Raw genomic sequence first — 21235 nt, 5'->3', positions numbered from 1 at the left:
CACTGCTCCGTTCCGGGTACCTGCCCCCGCGAACGCCGCAGGGCGGGCACCCTCTCGGGTGACCGCCCTGCGGTCTACTGCCTAGCGCCTACTGCGCGCCGGAGCGACTCAGCCGTTGTACGGGCCGTAGTCGTAGTCCTCCAGCGGGACGGCCTGGCCGGAGCCGGTGCCGAAGGGCGAGTAGTCGATGTCGTCGTAACCGACGGCCGAGTACATCGCGGCCTTGGCTTCCTCGGTGGGCTCGACCCGGATGTTGCGGTAGCGGGACAGACCCGTACCGGCCGGGATGAGCTTACCGATGATGACGTTCTCCTTGAGGCCGATGAGGCTGTCGGACTTGGCGTTGATCGCCGCATCCGTCAGGACTCGGGTCGTCTCCTGGAAGGAGGCGGCCGACAGCCAGGATTCCGTCGCCAGCGAGGCCTTGGTGATACCCATCAGCTGCGGACGGCCGGAGGCGGGGTGACCGCCCTCGGTGACCACACGACGGTTCTCGGTCTCGAACTTCGACCGCTCGACGAGCTCGCCCGGAAGCAGCTCCGCGTCGCCGGACTCGATGATCGTCACGCGGCGCAGCATCTGCCGGATGATGATCTCGATGTGCTTGTCGTGGATCGACACGCCCTGCGAGTTGTAGACCTTCTGGACTTCGCCGACCAGGTGGACCTGGACCGCGCGCTGACCGAGGATGCGCAGCACGTCGTGCGGGTTGGTGGCACCCGCGGTGAGCTTCTGGCCCACCTCGACGTGGTCACCCTCGTGCACGAGGACCTTGGCGCGCTTGGAGATCGGGAACGCCGTCTCCTCGGCACCGTCGTCCGGCGTGATGACGATCTTCTTCGTCTTCTCGGTCTCCTCGATCCGCACGCGACCGGCGGCCTCGGAGATCGGGGCGACACCCTTCGGGGTACGGGCTTCGAAGAGCTCGACGACACGCGGCAGACCCTGCGTGATGTCGTCACCGGCCACACCACCGGTGTGGAAGGTACGCATCGTCAGCTGGGTACCGGGCTCACCGATGGACTGGGCGGCGATGATGCCGACCGCCTCACCGATGTCGACCAGCTTGCCGGTGGCGAGCGAGCGTCCGTAGCAGAAGGCACAGGTGCCGACCGCGGACTCACAGGTCAGGACCGAGCGGGTCTTGACCTCCTCGACGCCGTTGGCGACCAGGGCGTCGATGAGGACGTCACCGAGGTCGACGTTGGCCGGCGCGATGACCTTGCCGTCGATGACGACGTCCTCGGCCAGCATGCGGGCGTAGATCGAGGTCTCGACGTCGTCGGCCTTGCGCAGCACGCCGTCCTCGCCGCGAACGGCGATCTTCAGCTTCAGGCCGCGCTCGGTACCGCAGTCCTCCTCGCGGATGATGACGTCCTGCGAGACGTCCACCAGACGACGGGTGAGGTAACCCGAGTCGGCGGTACGCAGGGCGGTGTCCGCCAGACCCTTACGGGCACCGTGCGTGGAGATGAAGTACTCCAGAACGGTGAGGCCCTCACGGAACGAGGCCTTGATGGGACGCGGGATGGTCTCGTTCTTCGCGTTCGACACCAGACCACGCATACCGGCGATCTGTCGCATCTGCATCATGTTTCCTCGGGCACCCGAGTCAACCATCATGAAGATGGGGTTCGTCTTGGGGAAGTTCGCGTTCATCGCCTCGGCAACCTCGTTGGTCGCCTTGGTCCAGATCGCGATGAGCTCCTGCGTGCGCTCGTCCTTGGTGATCAGGCCGCGCTCGTACTGCTTCTGGACCTTCTCGTCCTGCTCCTCGTAGCCCTTGACGATGGCCTTCTTGGCCTCGGGCACGACGACGTCGGAGATGGCCACGGTGACGCCCGAACGGGTCGCCCAGTGGAAGCCCGCCGCCTTCAGGTTGTCGAGCGTCGCCGCCACGATGACCTTGGGGTAGCGCTCGGCCAGGTCGTTGACGATCTCGGAGAGCTGCTTCTTGCCCACCGAGTAGTCGACGAACGGGTAGTCCTCGGGCAGCAGCTCGTTGAAGAGCGCGCGGCCCAGCGAGGTGCGCAGACGGAAGCTGTCGCCCGGCTGGAACTCCTGCTCGCCCTCTTCGGCCACCGGGGCCACCCAGCCGCGCGGCGGGATGGTGCCCACCGGGAAGCGGATGTCCACGGAGGACTGGAGAGCCAGCTCGCCGCCGTCGAACGCCATGGTCGCCTCGGCCGTGGAGCCGAACGCGCGGCCCTCGCCCTTGGTGTCACGGAGCTCACCGTCGGTGGTCAGGAAGAACAGACCGAGGACCATGTCCTGGGTCGGCATCGTGACCGGACGGCCGTCGGCGGGCTTCAGGATGTTGTTCGAGGACAGCATCAGGATGCGGGCCTCGGCCTGCGCCTCCGCGGAGAGCGGGAGGTGCACGGCCATCTGGTCACCGTCGAAGTCCGCGTTGAACGCGGTGCAGACGAGCGGGTGGATCTGGATGGCCTTGCCTTCGACCAGCTGGGGCTCGAAGGCCTGGATGCCGAGGCGGTGCAGCGTGGGCGCACGGTTCAGGAGGACCGGGTGCTCGGCGATGACCTCTTCGAGCACGTCGTAGACGACCGTGCGGCCGCGCTCGACCATGCGCTTCGCCGACTTGATGTTCTGCGCGTGGTTCAGGTCCACCAGGCGCTTCATCACGAACGGCTTGAAGAGCTCCAGCGCCATGGCCTTCGGCAGACCGCACTGGTGCAGCTTCAGCTGCGGGCCGACGACGATCACGGAACGCGCGGAGTAGTCCACGCGCTTGCCGAGGAGGTTCTGACGGAATCGACCCTGCTTGCCCTTGAGCATGTCGCTCAGGGACTTCAGCGGGCGGTTACCGGGACCGGTCACCGGACGACCACGACGACCGTTGTCGAAGAGGGCGTCGACGGCCTCCTGGAGCATGCGCTTCTCGTTGTTCACGATGATCTCGGGGGCACCGAGGTCGAGAAGGCGCTTCAGGCGGTTGTTGCGGTTGATCACGCGGCGGTACAGGTCGTTCAGGTCGGAGGTCGCGAAGCGGCCACCGTCCAGCTGCACCATCGGACGCAGGTCCGGCGGGATCACCGGCACGCAGTCCAGCACCATGCCCTTGGGGCTGTTGCTGGTCTGCAGGAACGCGGAGACGACCTTGAGGCGCTTGAGCGCACGGGTCTTCTTCTGGCCCTTGCCGGAACGGATGATCTCGCGGAGGCGCTCGGCCTCTTCCTCGAGGTCGAAGGACTCCAGGCGCTTCTGCAGCGCCGCGGCACCCATCGAACCGTCGAAGTACGTGCCGAAGCGGTCGCGCAGCTCGCGGTAGAGCAGCTCGTCGCCCTCGAGGTCCTGGACCTTGAGGTTCTTGAAGCGCGACCAGACCTCGTCCAGACGGTCGATCTCGCGCTGCGCACGGTCGCGCAGCTGCTTCATCTCGCGCTCGGCACCTTCGCGCACCTTGCGGCGCACGTCGGCCTTGGCGCCCTCGGCCTCGAGCTCGGCCAGGTCGGTCTCGAGCTTCTTGGCGCGGCCTTCGAGGTCCGCGTCGCGGCGGTTCTCGATCTGCTGGCGCTCGACGGAGACGTGGGCCTCCAGCGACGGGAGGTCGCGGGTGCGGCGCTCGTCGTCCACGAACGTGATCATGTACGCGGCGAAGTAGATGACCTTCTCGAGGTCCTTCGGCGCGAGGTCCAGCAGGTAGCCAAGACGCGACGGAACGCCCTTGAAGTACCAGATGTGGGTGACGGGAGCGGCGAGCTCGATGTGGCCCATCCGCTCGCGACGCACCTTGGCGCGCGTGACTTCGACGCCACAACGCTCACAGATGATGCCCTTGAAGCGGACACGCTTGTACTTGCCGCAGTAGCACTCCCAGTCCCGGGTCGGACCGAAGATCTTCTCGCAGAAGAGTCCGTCCTTCTCGGGCTTGAGGGTGCGGTAGTTGATGGTCTCCGGCTTCTTGACCTCGCCGTGGGACCAGGTTCGGATGTCGTCCGCGGTGGCAAGGCCGATCCGCAGCTCGTCGAAGAAGTTGACGTCGAGCACTGTGCGTCAATCCCTCTTTCGGGGTCGAGTCTCAATCATGGTCTGAACGGTCCCGGGGATGACGGGGGGCTCTTGAGCGAGCCCCCCGTCAGGCCCGTCAGACCTCTTCGACGCTGCTCGGCTCGCGCCGGGACAGGTCGATACCGAGCTCCTCCGCCGCGCGGAAGACGTCCTCGTCGGTGTCGCGCATCTCGATGGACATGCCGTCCGAGGACAGCACCTCCACGTTGAGGCAGAGCGACTGCATTTCCTTGATGAGCACCTTGAAGGACTCGGGAATGCCCGGCTCGGGGATGTTCTCGCCCTTGACGATGGCCTCGTAGACCTTCACGCGGCCGGTCACGTCATCGGACTTGATGGTCAGCAGCTCCTGGAGGGCGTAAGCGGCGCCATAAGCCTCGAGCGCCCACACCTCCATCTCACCGAAGCGCTGGCCACCGAACTGCGCCTTACCACCCAGCGGCTGCTGCGTGATCATCGAGTACGGCCCGGTCGAACGGGCGTGGAGCTTGTCGTCGACCAGGTGGTGGAGCTTGAGGATGTACATGTAGCCGATCGAGACCGGCTCCGGGAACGGCTCGCCGGAGCGGCCGTCGAACAGGTGCGCCTTGCCGGTCGGCAGGACCAGGCGGTCCCCGTCGCGGTTCGGGATGGTGTGCTCGAAGAGGCCCGCGAGCTCGTCCTCGCGCGCACCGTCGAACACCGGGGTGGCGACGTTGGTGCCGGGCTCGACGCGGTCGGCGCCGATCGCCTTGAGGCGCTCGGCCCACTCCTCACCGAGGCCGGAGACGTCCCAACCGCGGCTGGCGAGCCAGCCGAGGTGGATCTCCAGGACCTGTCCCGGGTTCATTCGGGACGGGACACCCAGCGGGTTCAGGATGATGTCGACCGGCGTGCCGTCCTCAAGGAAGGGCATGTCCTCGATCGGAAGGATCTTGGAGATGACACCCTTGTTGCCGTGGCGGCCGGCGAGCTTGTCACCGTCGGTGATCTTGCGCTTCTGGGCCACGTAGACGCGGACCAGCTGGTTGACGCCCGGGGGAAGCTCGTCGCCCTCTTCGCGGTCGAAGACGCGGACGCCGATGACCTTGCCGATCTCACCGTGGGGGACCTTGAGCGAGGTGTCGCGCACCTCGCGGGCCTTCTCACCGAAGATCGCGCGGAGCAGACGCTCTTCCGGGGTCAGCTCGGTCTCGCCCTTGGGCGTGACCTTGCCGACCAGGATGTCGCCCGCGACGACGTCCGCACCGATGCGGATGATGCCGCGCTCGTCGAGGTCCGCGAGGACCTCCTCGGAGACGTTCGGGATGTCCCGGGTGATCTCCTCGGGGCCCAGCTTGGTGTCACGGGCGTCGACCTCGTGCTCCTCGATGTGGATCGAGGAGAGGACGTCGTCCTGCACGAGGCGCTGCGACAGGATGATCGCGTCCTCGTAGTTGTGACCTTCCCAGGGCATGAACGCGACGAGCAGGTTCTTGCCGAGGGCCATTTCGCCCTCTTCGGTCGCAGGACCGTCGGCGAGGACCTGGGCCTCGATGATGCGGTCACCCTCGTTGACGATGACCTTCTGGTTGACCGAGGTGCCCTGGTTCGAGCGGGAGAACTTCGCGACGCGGTACGTGGTGTACGTGCCGTCGTCGTTCGCGACGGTGACGTAGTCGGCCGAGACCTCCTGGACGACACCGTCCTTCTCCGCGCGGATCGAGTCACCGGCGTCGACCGCACAGCGGTACTCCATGCCGGTGCCGACGAGCGGCGCCTCCGCCTTGATGAGCGGAACGGCCTGGCGCATCATGTTCGCGCCCATGAGGGCGCGGTTGGCGTCGTCGTGCTCGAGGAAGGGGATCATCGCGGTCGCGACGGACACCATCTGGCGCGGGGAGACGTCCATGTAGTCGACGTCGTCGCCGGCGATGTAGTCGATCTCGCCACCACGACGGCGGACCAGCACGCGGTTCTCGGTGAAGCGCATCTCGTCGTTCAGGCCGGCGTTGGCCTGGGCGATGACGAAGCGGTCTTCCTCGTCGGCCGTCAGGTAGTCGACGTCGTCCGTGACGACACCCTCGATGACCTTGCGGTACGGGGTCTCGACGAAACCGAACGCGTTGACGCGACCGTAGGACGCGAGCGAACCGATCAGACCGATGTTCGGGCCTTCGGGGGTTTCGATCGGGCACATGCGGCCGTAGTGCGACGGGTGAACGTCTCGGACCTCGAAGCCGGCCCGCTCACGGGACAGACCACCCGGGCCAAGCGCCGACAGGCGGCGCTTGTGGGTGAGACCCGACAGCGGGTTGTTCTGGTCCATGAACTGCGACAGCTGGCTGGTGCCGAAGAACTCCTTGATGGAGGCGACGACCGGCCGGATGTTGATCAGCGTCTGCGGCGTGATCGCCTCGACGTCCTGGGTCGTCATGCGCTCGCGCACGACGCGCTCCATACGAGCCAGACCCGTGCGGACCTGGTTCTGGATGAGCTCGCCGACGTTGCGCAGACGACGGTTGCCGAAGTGGTCGATGTCGTCGGTCTCGACGACGATCGGCCGGCCCGACTCGCCCACCGTCTCGGTCTCGCCCGCGTGCAGCTTGACCAGGTAACGGATGGTGGCGATGACGTCGTCCGTCGTCAGCACACCGGCGTCGAGGGGCTCGTCCGCGCCGAGCTTCTTGTTGACCTTGTAGCGACCGACCTTGGCGAGGTCGTAGCGCTTCGGGTTGAAGTAGAGGTTCTCGAGCAGCGTCTGCGCGGCCTCACGGGTCGGCGGTTCGCCCGGACGCAGCTTGCGGTAGATGTCGAGCAGCGCGTCGTCCTGACCCTGGGTGTGGTCCTTCTCCAGGGTGGCGCGCATGGACTCGTACTCGCCGAACTCTTCCAGGATCTGCTCGGTGGTCCAACCGAGAGCCTTCAGGAGAACGGTGACGGACTGCTTGCGCTTGCGGTCGATGCGGACACCGACCATGTCGCGCTTGTCGACCTCCATCTCCAGCCAGGCACCCCGGGACGGGATGATCTTGGCGGAGAAGATGTCCTTGTCGGACGTCTTGTCGATGGAGGAGTCGAAGTAGACACCGGGCGAACGGACCAGCTGCGACACGACGACACGCTCGGTGCCGTTGATGACGAAGGTGCCCTTGTTCGTCATGAGCGGGAAATCGCCCATGAAGACCGTCTGGGACTTGATCTCGCCGGTCTCGTTGTTGGTGAACTCGGCCGTGACGAACAGCGGCGCCGCGAAGGTGAAGTCACGGTCCTTGCACTCGTCGACAGAGTTCTTCGCGGGCTCGAAGCGGTGGTCGCGGAAGGTCAGCGACATCGACCCGGAGAAGTCCTCGATCGGCGAGATCTCCTCGAAGATCTCTTCCAGACCGGACTTGGTGGGGACGTCCTGTCCGCTCTCCAGAGCCGACTCGACGCGAGACTTCCAGGCGGCGTTACCGAGCAGCCAGTCAAAGCTCTCGGTCTGCAGCGCCAGGAGGTTCGGAACCTCGAGAGGCTCCTTGATCTTTGCAAAGGAGATGCGCAGCGGGGCGGTGCTGGCACCGTTGTTCGTATTGGTCGAGGCGTTGCGCGAGGCGGCCAAGAGGGGGTCCTTCCGAGGGCTCGGACTCACTACGCGCGTACCGGTCCCAGCTGACACAGAAGAGGAACTTCCCCTATCCGGCCCAAAGGACCAGGTCAGGGTGTTCGATCAGGTGTGCTTCAGCGTAGGTATGCCCCTGGCGACGGGCAGGGGGCAGCTAACAGGCAGCGCAAAGGGTCAGTGTAGCCACTTGGCTCACTGATGTCCAGACCAGATTTCTGGAGTCCGGCAACAGGCCTTCCCCTTGTTGTTGAACGCTGCGGCGCTCGCACACAGAGCGCGTATCAGTACTGCCCTCTTTGTAACCGATCCATGCCTCGGGATCCGGATCGGCCTGCTTGATGTGGCAACGGGACTGAGAATTGCGCGCCGCGTGCCGTTCGTCAAGGCCCCCTGCTCCGAGCGGATCATCACCGGGCCCTGTCTCGGAGCAACGATGATCACCCTACTCCCCAACGAGAGCAGGGCAAGTCAGGCACTGCGGATACGCCAAAGGGCGACCACCCTTACGGGTGATCGCCCTTTGAAAGGCCCTGTGAGGGCCTCAGAGGTGTTACTTGACCTCGACCGAGGCGCCAGCGGCCTTGAGGGACTCGGCAGCCTTGTCAGCGGCCTCCTTGGCGACCTTCTCGAGGACCGGCTTCGGGGTGCCGTCGACGAGGTCCTTGGCCTCCTTCAGACCCAGGGAGGTCAGCTCGCGCACGACCTTGATGACCTGGATCTTCTTCTCGCCGGCGCCGGTGAGGATGACGTCGAACTCGTCCTGCTCCTCGACGGCCTCAGCGGCGACGGGGGCGCCCGGACCGGCAACGGCGACGGCCGCGGCGGCGGTGACGTCGAACTTCTCCTCGAACGCCTTCACGAACTCGGAGAGCTCGATGAGGGTGAGCTCCTCGAACTGGGCGAGGAGTTCGTCCTGGGTGAGCTTCGCCATGATGGGCGATCCTTCCACTAAATCGGCACGGGTGCCGGATGTTTAGAGAGGCGGGCGTAACGGCCCGCTACGACCCACGCACTAGGCGGCGTGGATCAATGCGCGAGCCGAATTACTCGGCACCGCCCTGCTCGGCGAGCTTGACGCGAAGCGCTTCCGCGGTGCGGACGAACTTCGACGGCAGCGCCTGGAAGAGCGAGGCAGCCTGAGACTGCTTGCCCTTGAACGCGCCGGCCAGCTTGCTGAGCAGAACCTCGCGGGACTCGAGGTCCGCGAGCTTCTTGATCTCATCGGCGGTGAGCGCCTTACCATCAAGGACACCCGCCTTGATGATGAGGTTCGGGTTGTCCTTGGCGAAGTCACGCAGGCTCTTCGCCGACTCCACCGGGTCACCGGTGATGAAGGCGACCGCGGTCGGACCAGCGAAGTGCTCGTCCAGCGCGGTGATCCCGGCCTGGTTGGCCGCAATCTTGGTCAGCGTGTTCTTCACCACGGCGTACTGGGCGTTCTCACCGAGGGAACGACGCAGCGTCTTGAGCTGCGCCACGGTGAGGCCCCGGTACTCGGTCAGCACGGCGGCGTTCGAGTCGCGGAACTGGTCCGTGAGCTCGGCTACCGCGGCAGCCTTGTTGGGCGTCGGCATAGTGCTTCGGCCTCCTTCCGGGTGATGAGGACCGCTCAGAAGGGGCTAGACAAACAAAAACGCCCCGGCGCAGGCGCTCGGGGCACAGCTCGACCGGAACGAGTCCGGGAACTTTCCACTGAACACCTGCGCAGGTCGTTCGCAGCTAGCGAATCCTTCGGCCGCCGTCCTCTTTCGAGCACGGCAACGACCAGCGGTCTTTGGCTTCTCCGGAAGCGTACGCGAACATCCCGCCCCGGAGCAAATCGCCCCCCGCGGCCCTCCCGTGCCCCGTGCGGGCCCCTGGCGGGCGCCGTACGGGCCCGGGCGCCGCGGCGGAGCCGGGAGGCCCACCGGGCCCCGAGAGGCTCCGCGGGGCCGGGGAACGAGAACGGGCCCCCCACCTCCCGTGAGGGAGGCGGAGGGCCCGCCGAGATGCTGCCGGTCGGGCCCGCGGGCCCTGCCGGATCAGACCGCGGCCGGGTCTTCCTCGACGAGGAGGTTCCGGGTGCGGTTCTGGTCCAGGACGATGCCGGGGCCCATCGTGGTGCTCAGGGCGGCCTTCTTGATGTAGCGGCCCTTCGCGGCGGACGGCTTCAGACGAAGGATCTCGTCCAGCGCGGCGCCGTAGTTCTCGACCAGCTGCTCATCGGTGAAGGAGACCTTGCCGATGATGAAGTGCAGGTTCGAGTGCTTGTCGACGCGGAACTCGATCTTGCCACCCTTGATCTCGGTGACAGCCTTGGCGACGTCCATGGTGACGGTGCCGGTCTTCGGGTTCGGCATGAGGCCACGGGGACCGAGCACGCGGCCGAGGCGGCCGACCTTGCCCATGAGGTCCGGGGTGGCGACAACGGCGTCGAACTCGTTGAGGCGGTTGCCCTTCGCGATCTCGTCGATCAGCTCGTCGTTGCCGACAATGTCGGCGCCGGCGGCTTCCGCGGCCGCTGCACGGTCACCGGTCGCGAAGACCAGGACCCGGGCGGTCTTGCCGGTGCCGTGCGGGAGGTTCACGGTGCCGCGGACCATCTGGTCGGCCTTGCGCGGGTCGACACCCAGGCGGAAGGCGACCTCGACGGTGCTGTCGAACTTGGTCGCGGAGGTCTCCTTGGCGAGACGGACGGCCTCGAGCGGGGCGTAGAGCTTGGCCCGGTCGACCTTGGCGTCCGCAGCGCGGAGAGTCTTGCTGCGCTTCACTTCTGCTCCTGTTGCAGATAACACCATGCGGCTTCCGCCGCGTGGCAGGGTGTGGAGTCGTGGTGCGGGCCAGCGCTGGCCCTACCACTGGGGGCGTGCGAGGGGCTGGATCAGCCCTCGACCGTGATGCCCATCGAACGAGCGGTGCCGGCGATGATCTTCTCGGCGGCCGCCAGGTCGTTGGCGTTCAGGTCGGGCATCTTCAGCGTGGCGATCTCGCGGACCTGGGCGCCGGTGAGCTTGGCGACCTTGGTCTTGTGCGGCTCGCCCGAGCCCTTCTCCACACCCGCGTGCTTGAGGATGAGGCGCGCGGCCGGGGGGGTCTTCGTCACGAAGGTGAAGGAGCGGTCGTCGTAGACCGTGATCTCCACCGGCACGACCATGCCACGCTGCGACTCGGTCGCGGCGTTGTAGGCCTTGCAGAACTCCATGATGTTGACGCCGTGCTGACCGAGCGCGGGGCCGACCGGCGGCGCCGGGTTGGCCGCACCGGCCTTGATCTGGAGCTTGATGAGCCCCGTGATCTTCTTCTTCTTGGGAGGCATTGCTCTCTCCGGGTCCTGTGAGAGTGTTTCGCCGCCAACCGGTCATCCGGATGGAGGCATACCGCACCACGATAACGGGTATCAGGGCGGGGCATAAAACCCAGCAGGTCAGACCACCCTTTTCGGGGCGATCTGACCTGGCTGGAAGCGTGTGTCAGAGACTGACCCAGACTTGCTGGATCAGTTCTTCTGGATCTGGTCGAAGCTCAGCTCGACCGGGGTCTCGCGGCCGAAGATCTCGACGAGACCCTTGACCTTCTTCGAGTCCGGGTTGATCTCGTTGATGGTCGCCTGGAGCGTCGCGAACGGGCCGTCGGTGACGGTGACCGAGTCGCCGACCTCGAAGTCCAGGACCTCGATGGTGCGCTTGACGGCGGGCGCGGGCAGACCGGCCTCTTCCGCGGCCAGCTTGGCGGCCTTCTCCTGCGCCTCGGGGGCGAGCATCTTGACGATCTCGTCGAGGGTCAGCGGGTACGGGTCGTAGGCGTTGCCCACGAAGCCGGTGACGCCGGGGGTGTTGCGGACGACGCCCCAGGACTCGTTCGTCAGATCCATGCGGACGAGAACGTAACCGGGCAGCTTGTTCTGCCGGACGTTCTTGCGCTCGCCGTTCTTGATCTGGACGATCTCTTCCTCGGGCACCTCGGCCTGGTAGATGAACTCCTCGACGTTCAGCGAGACGGCGCGCTGCTCCAGGTTGGCCTTCACGCGCTTCTCGTAGCCCGCGTAGGTGTGGATCACGTACCACTCGCCGGGCAGCAGACGGAGTTCGTCGCGCAGCGCCTGGATCGGGTCGACCGGCTCGGCGGGCTCTACGTCCTCGTCGGCGGCCTCGGCGTCGACCTCGACCTCGTCGGACTCGTCGTCCTCGGACTCGTCGGAAGCCTCGACGGCCTCGTCCTCGACGGCGTCTTCGTCGGCCTCGTCGGCATCCTCGACCTCGTCGGCGTCGACCTCGTCGGCCTCTACGACGTGCACGGCAGCCTCTTCGGCGGCGACGCCGGCGTCGGCGTCCGCGATCTCGGCCTCGTCAGGGTTCGCAGCGTCCGCCGCCTCGACGATGTCGAGCGCGTCCTCGACGGACTCGACGGAGTCGGGGCTCGCGTTCAGGTTCGGGTCAGACACGGTGGCTGCTTCTTCCTGGATACAAAATGGGGTGGAACATGCGAAAACGGGCGGCACCCATCAAGGTGCCGCCCCCCGCGGGGACTAGCCGAAGACGAACTTGATGGCCGCGTTGAAGCCATAGTCAATCACGGTAACGAGACCGATCATGATGACCACGAACACGATCACCACAGTGGTGTAGGTGCTCAGCTGGTTGCGAGTCGGCCATACGACCTTGCGGAGTTCCGCGACGATCTGCCGGTAGAAGAGCGCGAGACGACCCAGAGGGCCCTTCTTGCCGCGCTTGCCGCCCTTTCGGGCCTTCTTCTCGCGGGTCTCGTCCTCGGCGTCAGGCATGTCGATGGAGCCCACGGCGTCCGTCACGTCTCTCACCTGAATCCGGGTCATGGCCGTGCCGCGCCCCGGTTGAGCCGCACGGCGGTGCATAGATGTAGGTACCTGCGCACACATCCGGCGAAGGAGTGTGGAGCAGGGCCGGAGGGACTCGAACCCCCAACCGCTGGTTTTGGAGACCAGTGCTCTACCAATTGAGCTACGACCCTTTGCGTCCCCCAACCTACCGCATCCGGGCGAGTGCACGGAGTGCACGCGTTTTGGGGCGGTTGGTGAGGTCCAACGACAGGTGAGCATACGTGGTCGCGGCGCCGACGTCGAACAGAAGCCGTCGGAGCTGCTCCGTCCGGTACCTGAAACGGTGTGCGGCGCCGGTTTGCAGTCTGGGACGATTGGCCGCATGACCTCTGCAACGCCTTCTTCCGAGCGCCGGGTGTCCGCCCGTATCGGCGCCATTTCCGAGTCCGCCACCCTCGCCGTCGACGCCAAGGCCAAGGCCCTCAAGGCCGCGGGCCGTCCGGTGATCGGCTTCGGCGCCGGCGAGCCCGACTTCCCGACCCCCGAGTACATCGTCGAGGCGGCGGTCGAGGCCTGCCGCAACCCGAAGTACCACCGCTACACGCCGGCCGGCGGCCTGCCGGAGCTGAAGAAGGCCATCGCGGAGAAGACGCTGCGCGACTCGGGCTACGCCGTCGACCCGGCCCAGATCCTGGTGACCAACGGTGGCAAGCAGGCCATCTACGAGGCCTTCGCCGCGATCCTCGACCCGGGCGACGAGGTCATCGTCCCGGCTCCTTACTGGACCACCTACCCCGAGTCGATCCGCCTCGCGGGCGGTGTCCCGGTGGACGTCGTCGCCGACGAGACCACCGGCTACCGCGTCTCCGTGGAGCAGCTGGAAGCGGCGCGCACCGACCGTACGAAGGTCGTGCTCTTCGTCTCCCCCTCGAACCCGACCGGTTCCGTGTACTCCGAGGACGACGCCCGCGCCATCGGCGAGTGGGCCGCCGAGCACGGCCTGTGGGTCCTGACGGACGAGATCTACGAGCACCTGGTCTACGGCGACGCGAAGTTCACCTCGCTGCCGGTGCTGGTGCCCGCGCTCGCCGACCGCTGCATCGTCGTCAACGGCGTGGCCAAGACGTACGCCATGACCGGCTGGCGCGTCGGGTGGGTCGTGGGCCCCAAGGACGTCATCAAGGCCGCGACGAACCTCCAGTCGCACGCCACCTCCAACGTCTCCAACGTGGCGCAGGTGGCCGCGCTGGCCGCGGTGTCCGGGAACCTGGACGCCGTCGCGGAGATGCGCAAGGCCTTCGACCGCCGCCGCCAGACCATGGTCAAGATGCTGAACGAGATCGACGGCGTCTTCTGCCCGACCCCGGAGGGCGCGTTCTACGCGTACCCCTCGGTCAAGGAGCTGCTCGGCAAGGAGATCCGCGGTCAGCGCCCGCAGACCTCGGTCGAGCTGGCGGCCCTGATCCTGGACGAGGCCGAGGTCGCGGTCGTCCCGGGCGAGGCCTTCGGCACCCCCGGCTACCTGCGCCTGTCCTACGCCCTCGGTGACGAGGACCTGGTGGAGGGCGTGTCCCGGATCCAGAAGCTGCTCGCGGAGGCCAAGGCCTAGCCCTGGGGCGGGCGGCAGCGCGCGTTCGAGCGGCGGTTCCCCTCGGGGGAGCCGCCGCTCCGGCGTTCCCCCGGGCCCCGCGCGCGCGTTCGGGCAGGCCCTCGATCGGTAAACCCCCTCCCGCCGAGCGCCGCGGTACGGCAGGATCACCGGATGGAGCACGTACGCGATCTCACGCTTCTGCCGAAAGCCCACCTCCACCTGCACTTCACGGGGTCCATGCGCCCGTCGACCCTGCTGGAGCTGGCCGACAAGTACGGCGTGCGGCTGCCCGACGCGCTGACCGGCGGTGAGCCACCCCGACTGCGGGCGACCGACGAGCGCGGTTGGTTCCGCTTCCAGCGGCTCTACGACGCCGCCCGCTCGTGCCTGCGCGAGCCCGACGACATCCGGCGCCTGGTGCGCGAGGCCGCGGAGGAGGACGTCCGGGACGGCAGCGGGTGGCTGGAGATCCAGGTGGATCCCACCTCCTACGCCCCGCTCCTCGGCGGGATGATCCCGGCCGTCGAGATCATCCTGGACGCCGTGGACGCCGCCTCCCGCGAGACCGGCCTCGGCATGCGCGTGGTCATCGCCGCGAACCGCATGAAGCACCCGCTGGACGCCCGCACCCTGGCCCGGCTCGCCGTCCGCTACGCCGACCGCGGCATCGTCGGCTTCGGGCTCTCCAACGACGAGCGCCGCGGCATGGCCCGCGACTTCGACCGGGCCTTCGCCATCGCCCGGGAGGGCGGTCTGCTCGCGGCCCCGCACGGCGGCGAGCTGAGCGGTCCCTCCTCCGTCCGGGACTGCCTGGACGACCTGCGCGCCGCCCGCATCGGGCACGGCGTCCGGGCCGCCGAGGACCCGCGGCTGCTCCAGCGGCTGGCCGACCGCCAGATCACCTGCGAGGTGTGTCCGGCGTCCAACGTGGCGCTGGGTGTCTACGAGCGCCACGAGGACGTCCCGCTGCGGACCCTCTTCGAGGCCGGGGTGCCGATGGCGCTGGGCGCCGACGACCCGCTGCTCTTCGGCTCGCGGCTGGCGGCGCAGTACGAGATCGCCCGCCGCCACCACGCCTTCACGGACGAGGAGCTGGCCGAGCTGGCCCGCCAGTCGGTGCGCGGTTCGGCCGCGCCCGAGGAGGTGCAGGCCAAGCTGCTGGCCGGGATCGACCACTGGCTGACCGGGTGAGCGCCCTCACCGGGTGAGGCGCAGGTCGCCTTCCCAGCAGTCGGCCCGCACCCGGTAGCCGTCGGTGAAGCCGATCTCCAGGTGGGTGCGGCCCTGCTCGGGCACGGCGAACTCGGCCACGGTCGCCACGGTGTCGCCGAGGTGGCGCAGGAAGGGGTGGTCGCCGAGGTCGTCGCCGACTTCGATGCGGCCCCACTCCCCCATGTCGTACGGCTCGTGCGGCCGGGCGGACTCGACGATGAGGCACCAGTCGGAGCCGGTGGTGATGCGGGTGCAGTCGCCCTCGCTGTCGATCAGCCAGACGTCGAGCGGGGCCTCGGAGCGTTCGCCCTCGTAGACGTGCCAGGACGCGACGACGCTGCTGATCGCGCGCCCCACGAGCCGGGTGGGGTCGGTACCGGCCCCGTGCAGGGGACAGAGCATGGGCGGCCGGGGCTCCTCAGATGCTGACGCCGACCGTCACCGGTTCGTTGACCAGGGTGACGCCGAAGGCAGCGTGGACGCCCGCGACGACCTCGCGGGCCAGGGCGAGCAGGTCCTCGGTGGTGGCTCCACCGCGGTTGGTGAGCGCGAGGGTGTGCTTGGTGGAGATGCGGGCGGGGCCGGTGCCGTAGCCCTTGGTGAAGCCCGCCTTGTCGATCAGCCAGGCCGCGCTGGTCTTCGTACCGCCGTCGGCGGCCGGGTAGGCGGGCGGGGCGGTGTCGGGGCCGAGCCGGTCGTGGACGCGGGCGAGGAAGTCGGCGTAGGCCTCCTCGGTCAGGACCGGGTTGGTGAAGAAGGACCCGGCCGACCAGGTGTCGTGGTCCGCGGGGTCGAGCACCATGCCCTTGCCGGCGCGCAGCCGCAGGACGGTCTCGCGGGCGGTGGCGGCGGGGACCCGGTCGCCCGCCTCGACGCCGAGGGCGCGGGCGGTCTCCGGGTACTTGATCGGCGCGGAGAGCCCGCCGGCGGCCTCCAGGGCGAAGCGGACGCGCAGGACGACGTAGCGCTCCGGGTGCTCCTTGAAGGTGCTGTGGCGGTACGAGAACGCGCACTCGGCGTTGGAGAGGGTGACCGTCTCGCCGAGGGTGCGGTCGTAGGCGACGACCTCGGTGATGGTGCTGGAGACCTCCTGGCCGTACGCCCCGACGTTCTGGACCGGGGTGGCACCGGCGGAGCCGGGGATTCCGGCGAGGCATTCGATGCCGGCGAGACCGGCTTCGACGGTGCGGGCGACGGCGTCGCTCCAGTTCTCGCCGGCCGCGAGTTCGAGGGTGGTGCCGTCGAGGGCGAACCCGGTGGTGGCGATGCGCAGGGCGGTGCCGTCGAAGCCCTGGTCGCCGATGACCAGGTTGCTGCCGCCGCCGATGAGGAGGAGCGGCGTACCGCTCTCGTCGGCCGCGCGCACGGCGGCGGTGACCTCGGCGTCGGTGGTCGCGGTGACCAGCCGGGTCGCCGGGCCGCCGAGGCGGAAGGTGGTCAGCGGGGCGAGGGGGGCATCGTGGAGTTCCTGCACGTGGACAAGAGTACGGTCCGCGTCCCCCTGTCGATGCGGGGCCACGGACCGTACGCGCTCTGCCCCGGTGGGGAGGGACTCAGTGGTTCCGCTTCTCCTCGGCGAGCCGGCGCTCGGCCTCGGCCCAGGAGATCGGGAGCTCGCTCGCCCGAACGGTCCAGAAGGTGAAGGCGGCTTCCTTGGTGTACGAGCTCGCCGCCCGGGCGCTGGAGCGGTGCGGCTCGCTGCCAGCGAAGCGGTAGAGCGCGCCGCGGTCCTCCCAGGCCGAGAGGGTGAGGAAGGTGCGCCGCAGGGTCCGGGCCCGCAGGGCGGCGCCGTGGGCGCCGGGTGCCTTGCGGATCTGGCCGATGATGCCGGGGGCCTTGAGGAGGAACCGGAAGGCTCCGGTGAGGGTGGCGGTCTCGAAGCGGGAGGCCATGACGTAGACCTCGGCGTCGGGGTGCGCCCGGTGGGGCGTGGACCAGGGGATGTCGGGCACGGCGGCCACTCCTTCGGCGGATCCGGGGCGGGGTCGGGGTCGGTGACGGGGTCGGGCGGGTCAGCGGGTCAGCGGGTCGAGACCTTCTCGGGCGCGGCGGCGGCGTCCCCGGTCCGGTCGGTCGCCGGGGCCGCGGCGGGGGACGGCACCGCCTGCTGCGGCTGCTTGGGCTTGCGGGGCAGCAGCAGGGCCAGCAGGGCGGCCAGCGCGACGGCGCTCGCGCCGATCCACAGCGCCGGAACGGTGCCGTCGGTGAAGGTCTGGGGCGTCTCGTAGCCGCCCTGGGAGGCGAAGACCGAGGCCAGGACCGCGACACCGAGGGCGCCGCCCAGCTCGCGCAGGGCGCTGTTGGCTCCGGAGGCCCGGCCCTGGTCGGCGACGCTCACGGTGGACATCAGGACGTTGGAGGCGGGGGCGAAGTACAGGGCCATGCCGATGCCGCTGAGGATCAGCGCCGGGAGCTGGGCCGCGTAGGTCACGTCGGCGCTGAGCACCGCGGCGAACCAGCCGAGCCCGAGGGCCTGGAAGGCGAGGCCCGCGGCGACGACCGGGCGGCCGCCGATCCGGTCGGAGAGGATTCCGGCGATCGGGGCGACGATCATCGGCATCCCGGTCCAGGGCAGCATGCGCAGGCCCGCTTCGGTGGGCGAGTAGCCGGCGGCGCCCTGGAGGAACTGGCTGAGCAGGAAGATCGAGCCGAACATCCCGAGGAACATCAGCAGGCTGGCCAGGTTGATCCCGAGGAAGCCGCGGTCCCGGAAGAGCCGCATCGGGAGCATCGCGGCGACGTTGTTGGAGCCGTGGTAGACGAAGCCGGCGACGAGCAGGCCGCCGACGATCAGGCCGGTCAGGACCAGGGGGCTGGTCCAGCCGTCGGCGTTGGCGTTGACCAGGGCGTAGACGATGCCGAAGAGGCCGGCGCTGATCAGCAGGGTGCCGGGGATGTCCAGGCGGGAGCCCGGCGCGGTGGACTCGGCCAGGCGCAGCCGGGCGAGGGGGATCAGGGCGAGGCCGATCGGCACGTTCAGCCAGAAGATCCACTGCCAGGAGATGTGCTCGGTGAGGCTGCCGCCGATGAGCGGACCACTGGCCACCGCGAGGCCGGTGACGGCGCCGTAGATACCGAGGGCCATGCCGCGGCGGGCGGCCGGAACGGCGGCGGTGAGCAGGGTGAGCGTGAGCGGCATCATGACCGCGGCGCCGATGCCCTGGATGGCGCGGGCGGCGATGAGGGCGTCGATGCCGGGCGAGAGGGCGGCCGCGGCGGACGCGCCGGTGAAGACGGTGAGGCCGGCGATGAAGAGCTTGCGGCGGCCGAAGCGGTCACCGAGGGCGGAGCCGAACATCAGCAGGACGGCGAAGGTGAGGGTGTAGGCGTTCACCGTCCACTCCAGGTCCTCCAGCGCGCCGCCGAGATCCGTGCGGATGGCGGGGAGGGCGGTGGTGACGACCAGGTTGTCGAGGGCGGCCATGAAGCTGGCGACGCCGGTGAGGACGAGGGCCCAGACGGCGGGGCCGCGCAGCCGGGTGTCGGTGGCGGGCTGGACTTGAGTGTTCACGGTTCCCCCTGGAACGTTAGTTATCAATTACTAACTTTCGTGCCCAAAAAAAGGGAGATGCGCGGGAACGCGCACCTCCCGACCCTCACGCCTCGGGGCGCTCGGAGCGGGCGGACGGGTAGCACCCGTCCCAGACCCGGTGACCGGACGGAAACCCCATGGCGGCCAGGGTGTTGATCAACATGCCGCAGGCCATGAACTCCGTGACCCCGCCGGGGCCGTCACCGAGGGCCGCCTCGACCGTCTCCCAGAGCTCCATCCAGCCGCTGCGGACCATCTCGCCGAAGGCGGGCTCCCCGGCCGCCTCGGCGGCGGCGACGGTGACGTAGAGCTGGAGCTGCATCTGGAGCTTGTCGGGGTGCTCCGCGATCAGCTTCATGTAGGCCGTGGCCATCGAGTCGAGGGCCTCCTCGCCCCGCAGCCCCTTGGAGGACTCCTCGAAGACGGCGCGGATGTCCTGCACGCAGCGGGCGGCCGCGGCGAGGAAGATGGCCTGCTTGTTGGGAAAGAGGCGGAAGAGGTAGGGCTGGGAGACACCGACGCGCTTGGCGATCGCCTCGGTGGAGGTCCCGTAGTAACCACCGCGGGCGAATTCGTACATCGCCGCGCGGATGACGCTCTCGCGCCGCTCGTCTGCACTCATCCTGGCCATGCAGCTAAGTTAGTGGCCAATCACTAACTAAGTCAACCGGCAGTCTTCCCGGGCGTCCGGACCCCGGCCCCCCGGACGCCCGCGCCACGTCGCCCACCACCCCGGCGGGGCCGGGGGGCGGGGCGTGGGCGGGGCCGGGCGGAGCCGGGCGGGCCGGGCCGGGACGGCCATCAGGCCAGCTGGACCACCGCGCGGGACATGCCCAGGACCTTCAGCCCGGCGCTGGTGGCCGTCAGGTCCACCCGGACCCGGTTCTCGTCCAGCTTCGCCGCGACCTTGGCCGTGACCTCGATCACCGCACCCTGGTCGTCGTTCGGCACCACGACCGGCTTGGTGAACCGCACGCCGTACTCGACCACCGCGCCCGGGTCGCCGACCCAGTCCGTGACCACCCGGATCGCCTCGGCCATGGTGAACATGCCGTGCGCGATCACGTCCGGCAGCCCGACCTCCTTGGCGAACTTCTCGTTCCAGTGGATCGGGTTGAAGTCACCCGACGCCCCCGCGTAGCGGACCAGGGTGGCCCGCTGCACCGGGAAGCTCGCGGCCGGCAGCTCGGTGCCGACCTCCACGTCCGCGTACTGGATCTGCGCAGCCATGTCAGGCCTCCTCGGTGACGGCAGCGGCTTCGGCGGGGGCCCGGGACACGAGCTTCGTCCAGGCCGTCACCACGTGCTCGCCGGTCTCGTCGTGGACCTCACCGCGGATGTCGATGATGTCGTTGCCCGCGAGGGACTTCACGGCCTCGATGGTGGACGTCACCAGCAGCCGGTCACCCGCCCGTACGGGCCGGGTGTAGGCGAACTTCTGGTCGCCGTGCACCACGCGGCTGTAGTCCAGCCCGAGCTGCGGGTCCTCGATGACCTGACCGGCCGCCTTGAACGTGATGGCAAACACAAAGGTCGGGGGCGCGATCACGTCCAGGTGACCCAGCGCCTTGGCCGCTTCGGGGTCGGTGTAGGCGGGATTGGCGTCGCCCACCGCCTCCGCGAATTCGCGGATCTTCTCCCGGCCGACCTCGTACGGATCGGTGGGCGGGTAGCTCCGCCCCACGAAGGACTGGTCGAGCGCCATGGCTCACTACCTCCTGTGTTGGATACGAAAGGACATGCAGAAACGACACAAGGCCGCCCCCCTTGCAGGGGACGACCTTATGACGGAGCCTGTATTCGAGAAACCGCTGGGGTCAGCGGGTCTCGCGGTGCGCGGTGTGCGAGTTGCAGCGCGGGCAGTGCTTCTTCATCTCAAGACGGTCCGGGTTGTTACGCCGGTTCTTCTTCGTGATGTAGTTCCGCTCCTTGCACTCCACGCAGGCCAGCGTGATCTTCGGGCGGACGTCGGTGGCAGCCACGTGAGTGCTCCTTGACGGAAATTGGGACGGATGAACGCATACAAGAGTAGCCGACCGGGAGACCGACCCCGCAATCGGCTACTGTGTGTAGCGGCGACCGGACTTGAACCGGTGACACAGCGATTATGAGCCGCTTGCTCTACCGACTGAGCTACGCCGCTTTGGTGTTGATTGCTCCCCCACCCTAAAGCAGGTGGGGGGGCTTTCTCACCAGAGCCCCAATGCGGAATCGAACCGCAGACCTTCTCCTTACCATGGAGACGCTCTACCGACTGAGCTATTGGGGCGAGCGATGAAGACATTACACGGTTGCCCGCCGATCGCCCAAATCCTTTGCGGCACCTGGCCTCCGGCCGTGATCCAGAAGTCCCCCCGAAGCCAAAGTCCGGCCCCGCCGAAGCCGATCCCGGCCCCGCCGGAGCCGAACCTGGCCTCGTCGGAGCCAGAGTCAGCCTCGCCGGAGCCAAAGTCAGCCGCGTCGGAGCCGAAGCCATCCCCGGCGGAGCCGAAGCTCAGCCTCGCCGGCGTTTGAGGCGCGGGTCCGGGCGGAGCC

General features: G+C 68.3%; 18 protein-coding genes and 3 tRNA genes. 2 read left to right on the top strand and 19 right to left on the bottom strand.

What is annotated here, in order from left to right; genetic code table 11:
• Positions 1 to 108 precede the first annotated feature (108 nt).
• The 9 genes from ACFWAR_RS36285 to ACFWAR_RS36245 all read right to left on the bottom strand — a co-directional run bounded on the left by ACFWAR_RS36285 (position 109) and on the right by ACFWAR_RS36245 (position 12556).
• Positions 109 to 4008 carry a DNA-directed RNA polymerase subunit beta' gene (locus ACFWAR_RS36285; protein ID WP_385786988.1) on the bottom strand — a complete coding sequence of 1300 codons (3900 nt, stop codon included), beginning with the start codon at positions 4006 to 4008 and terminating at the stop codon, positions 109 to 111.
• Positions 4009 to 4105: 97 nt separating this feature from the next.
• Positions 4106 to 7588 (bottom strand): DNA-directed RNA polymerase subunit beta, encoded by a 3483-nt coding sequence (rpoB, locus tag ACFWAR_RS36280; protein ID WP_385786985.1) that lies wholly within the window; start codon positions 7586 to 7588, stop codon positions 4106 to 4108.
• Between the two features lie 553 nt (positions 7589 to 8141).
• Positions 8142 to 8522, bottom strand: coding sequence for a 50S ribosomal protein L7/L12 (rplL, locus tag ACFWAR_RS36275; protein WP_385786982.1), 381 nt, complete (start codon positions 8520 to 8522; stop codon positions 8142 to 8144).
• 112 nt (positions 8523 to 8634) lie between these two features.
• A complete protein-coding gene (rplJ, locus tag ACFWAR_RS36270; protein WP_330332008.1) occupies positions 8635 to 9165 on the bottom strand; it encodes a 50S ribosomal protein L10 in 531 nt (176 codons plus the stop codon).
• A 447-nt stretch (positions 9166 to 9612) separates the two neighbouring features.
• The gene (rplA, locus tag ACFWAR_RS36265; protein WP_354382742.1) at positions 9613 to 10341 is read right to left on the bottom strand and encodes a 50S ribosomal protein L1; all 729 of its coding nucleotides are present in this window, start codon (positions 10339 to 10341) and stop codon (positions 9613 to 9615) included.
• Positions 10342 to 10451: 110 nt separating this feature from the next.
• On the bottom strand, positions 10452 to 10886 hold the full coding sequence (gene rplK / locus ACFWAR_RS36260; RefSeq protein WP_283452383.1) for a 50S ribosomal protein L11: 435 nt from the start codon (positions 10884 to 10886) through the stop codon (positions 10452 to 10454).
• 180 nt (positions 10887 to 11066) lie between these two features.
• A complete protein-coding gene (gene nusG, locus ACFWAR_RS36255) occupies positions 11067 to 12011 on the bottom strand; it encodes a transcription termination/antitermination protein NusG (RefSeq protein ID WP_385786978.1) in 945 nt (314 codons plus the stop codon).
• An 84-nt stretch (positions 12012 to 12095) separates the two neighbouring features.
• Complete coding sequence (secE, locus tag ACFWAR_RS36250) at positions 12096 to 12377, bottom strand: preprotein translocase subunit SecE (RefSeq protein ID WP_351045363.1); 282 nt, start codon at positions 12375 to 12377, stop codon at positions 12096 to 12098.
• A gap of 106 nt (positions 12378 to 12483) precedes the next feature.
• A tRNA-Trp gene (locus ACFWAR_RS36245) sits at positions 12484 to 12556 on the bottom strand.
• A 191-nt stretch (positions 12557 to 12747) separates the two neighbouring features.
• On the opposite strand from ACFWAR_RS36245, the gene ACFWAR_RS36240 reads away from it, so the two are divergent.
• Together ACFWAR_RS36240 and ACFWAR_RS36235 are read left to right on the top strand one after the other, a co-directional pair.
• A complete protein-coding gene (locus ACFWAR_RS36240) occupies positions 12748 to 13974 on the top strand; it encodes a pyridoxal phosphate-dependent aminotransferase (protein WP_385786974.1) in 1227 nt (408 codons plus the stop codon).
• 153 nt (positions 13975 to 14127) lie between these two features.
• Complete coding sequence (locus ACFWAR_RS36235) at positions 14128 to 15147, top strand: adenosine deaminase (protein WP_385786971.1); 1020 nt, start codon at positions 14128 to 14130, stop codon at positions 15145 to 15147.
• 6 nt (positions 15148 to 15153) lie between these two features.
• Here the strand turns inward: ACFWAR_RS36235 and ACFWAR_RS36230 are convergent, their stop codons facing one another.
• From ACFWAR_RS36230 to ACFWAR_RS36185, 10 genes are all read right to left on the bottom strand, one after another.
• A complete protein-coding gene (locus ACFWAR_RS36230; protein WP_385786968.1) occupies positions 15154 to 15570 on the bottom strand; it encodes a hypothetical protein in 417 nt (138 codons plus the stop codon).
• A 16-nt stretch (positions 15571 to 15586) separates the two neighbouring features.
• Entirely contained in the window at positions 15587 to 16642 is a 1056-nt protein-coding gene (locus ACFWAR_RS36225) for a UDP-N-acetylmuramate dehydrogenase (RefSeq protein ID WP_385786965.1), read from the bottom strand.
• A 79-nt stretch (positions 16643 to 16721) separates the two neighbouring features.
• Positions 16722 to 17120 (bottom strand): DUF3291 domain-containing protein, encoded by a 399-nt coding sequence (locus ACFWAR_RS36220; protein WP_385786963.1) that lies wholly within the window; start codon positions 17118 to 17120, stop codon positions 16722 to 16724.
• Between the two features lie 68 nt (positions 17121 to 17188).
• Positions 17189 to 18679: an MFS transporter gene (locus ACFWAR_RS36215; protein ID WP_385786960.1), complete on the bottom strand. Its 1491-nt coding sequence runs from the start codon at positions 18677 to 18679 to the stop codon at positions 17189 to 17191.
• 85 nt (positions 18680 to 18764) lie between these two features.
• A complete protein-coding gene (locus ACFWAR_RS36210; RefSeq protein ID WP_385786958.1) occupies positions 18765 to 19331 on the bottom strand; it encodes a TetR/AcrR family transcriptional regulator in 567 nt (188 codons plus the stop codon).
• A 170-nt stretch (positions 19332 to 19501) separates the two neighbouring features.
• Positions 19502 to 19930 carry a MaoC family dehydratase gene (locus ACFWAR_RS36205; protein WP_385786955.1) on the bottom strand — a complete coding sequence of 143 codons (429 nt, stop codon included), beginning with the start codon at positions 19928 to 19930 and terminating at the stop codon, positions 19502 to 19504.
• A 1-nt stretch (position 19931) separates the two neighbouring features.
• On the bottom strand, positions 19932 to 20405 hold the full coding sequence (locus ACFWAR_RS36200; protein WP_385786952.1) for a MaoC family dehydratase N-terminal domain-containing protein: 474 nt from the start codon (positions 20403 to 20405) through the stop codon (positions 19932 to 19934).
• Between the two features lie 112 nt (positions 20406 to 20517).
• The gene (rpmG, locus tag ACFWAR_RS36195) at positions 20518 to 20682 is read right to left on the bottom strand and encodes a 50S ribosomal protein L33 (RefSeq protein WP_003956487.1); all 165 of its coding nucleotides are present in this window, start codon (positions 20680 to 20682) and stop codon (positions 20518 to 20520) included.
• An 88-nt stretch (positions 20683 to 20770) separates the two neighbouring features.
• Positions 20771 to 20843, bottom strand: a tRNA-Met gene (locus tag ACFWAR_RS36190).
• A 53-nt stretch (positions 20844 to 20896) separates the two neighbouring features.
• A tRNA-Thr gene (locus ACFWAR_RS36185) sits at positions 20897 to 20969 on the bottom strand.
• Positions 20970 to 21235 lie beyond the last annotated feature (266 nt).

The sequence above is a fragment of the Streptomyces sp. NPDC059917 genome (assembly GCF_042730635.1).
GTDB lineage: Bacteria > Actinomycetota > Actinomycetes > Streptomycetales > Streptomycetaceae > Streptomyces.
Note: the sequence above shows the minus strand (reverse complement) of the source record. Positions and strands in the feature narration are given on the sequence as shown.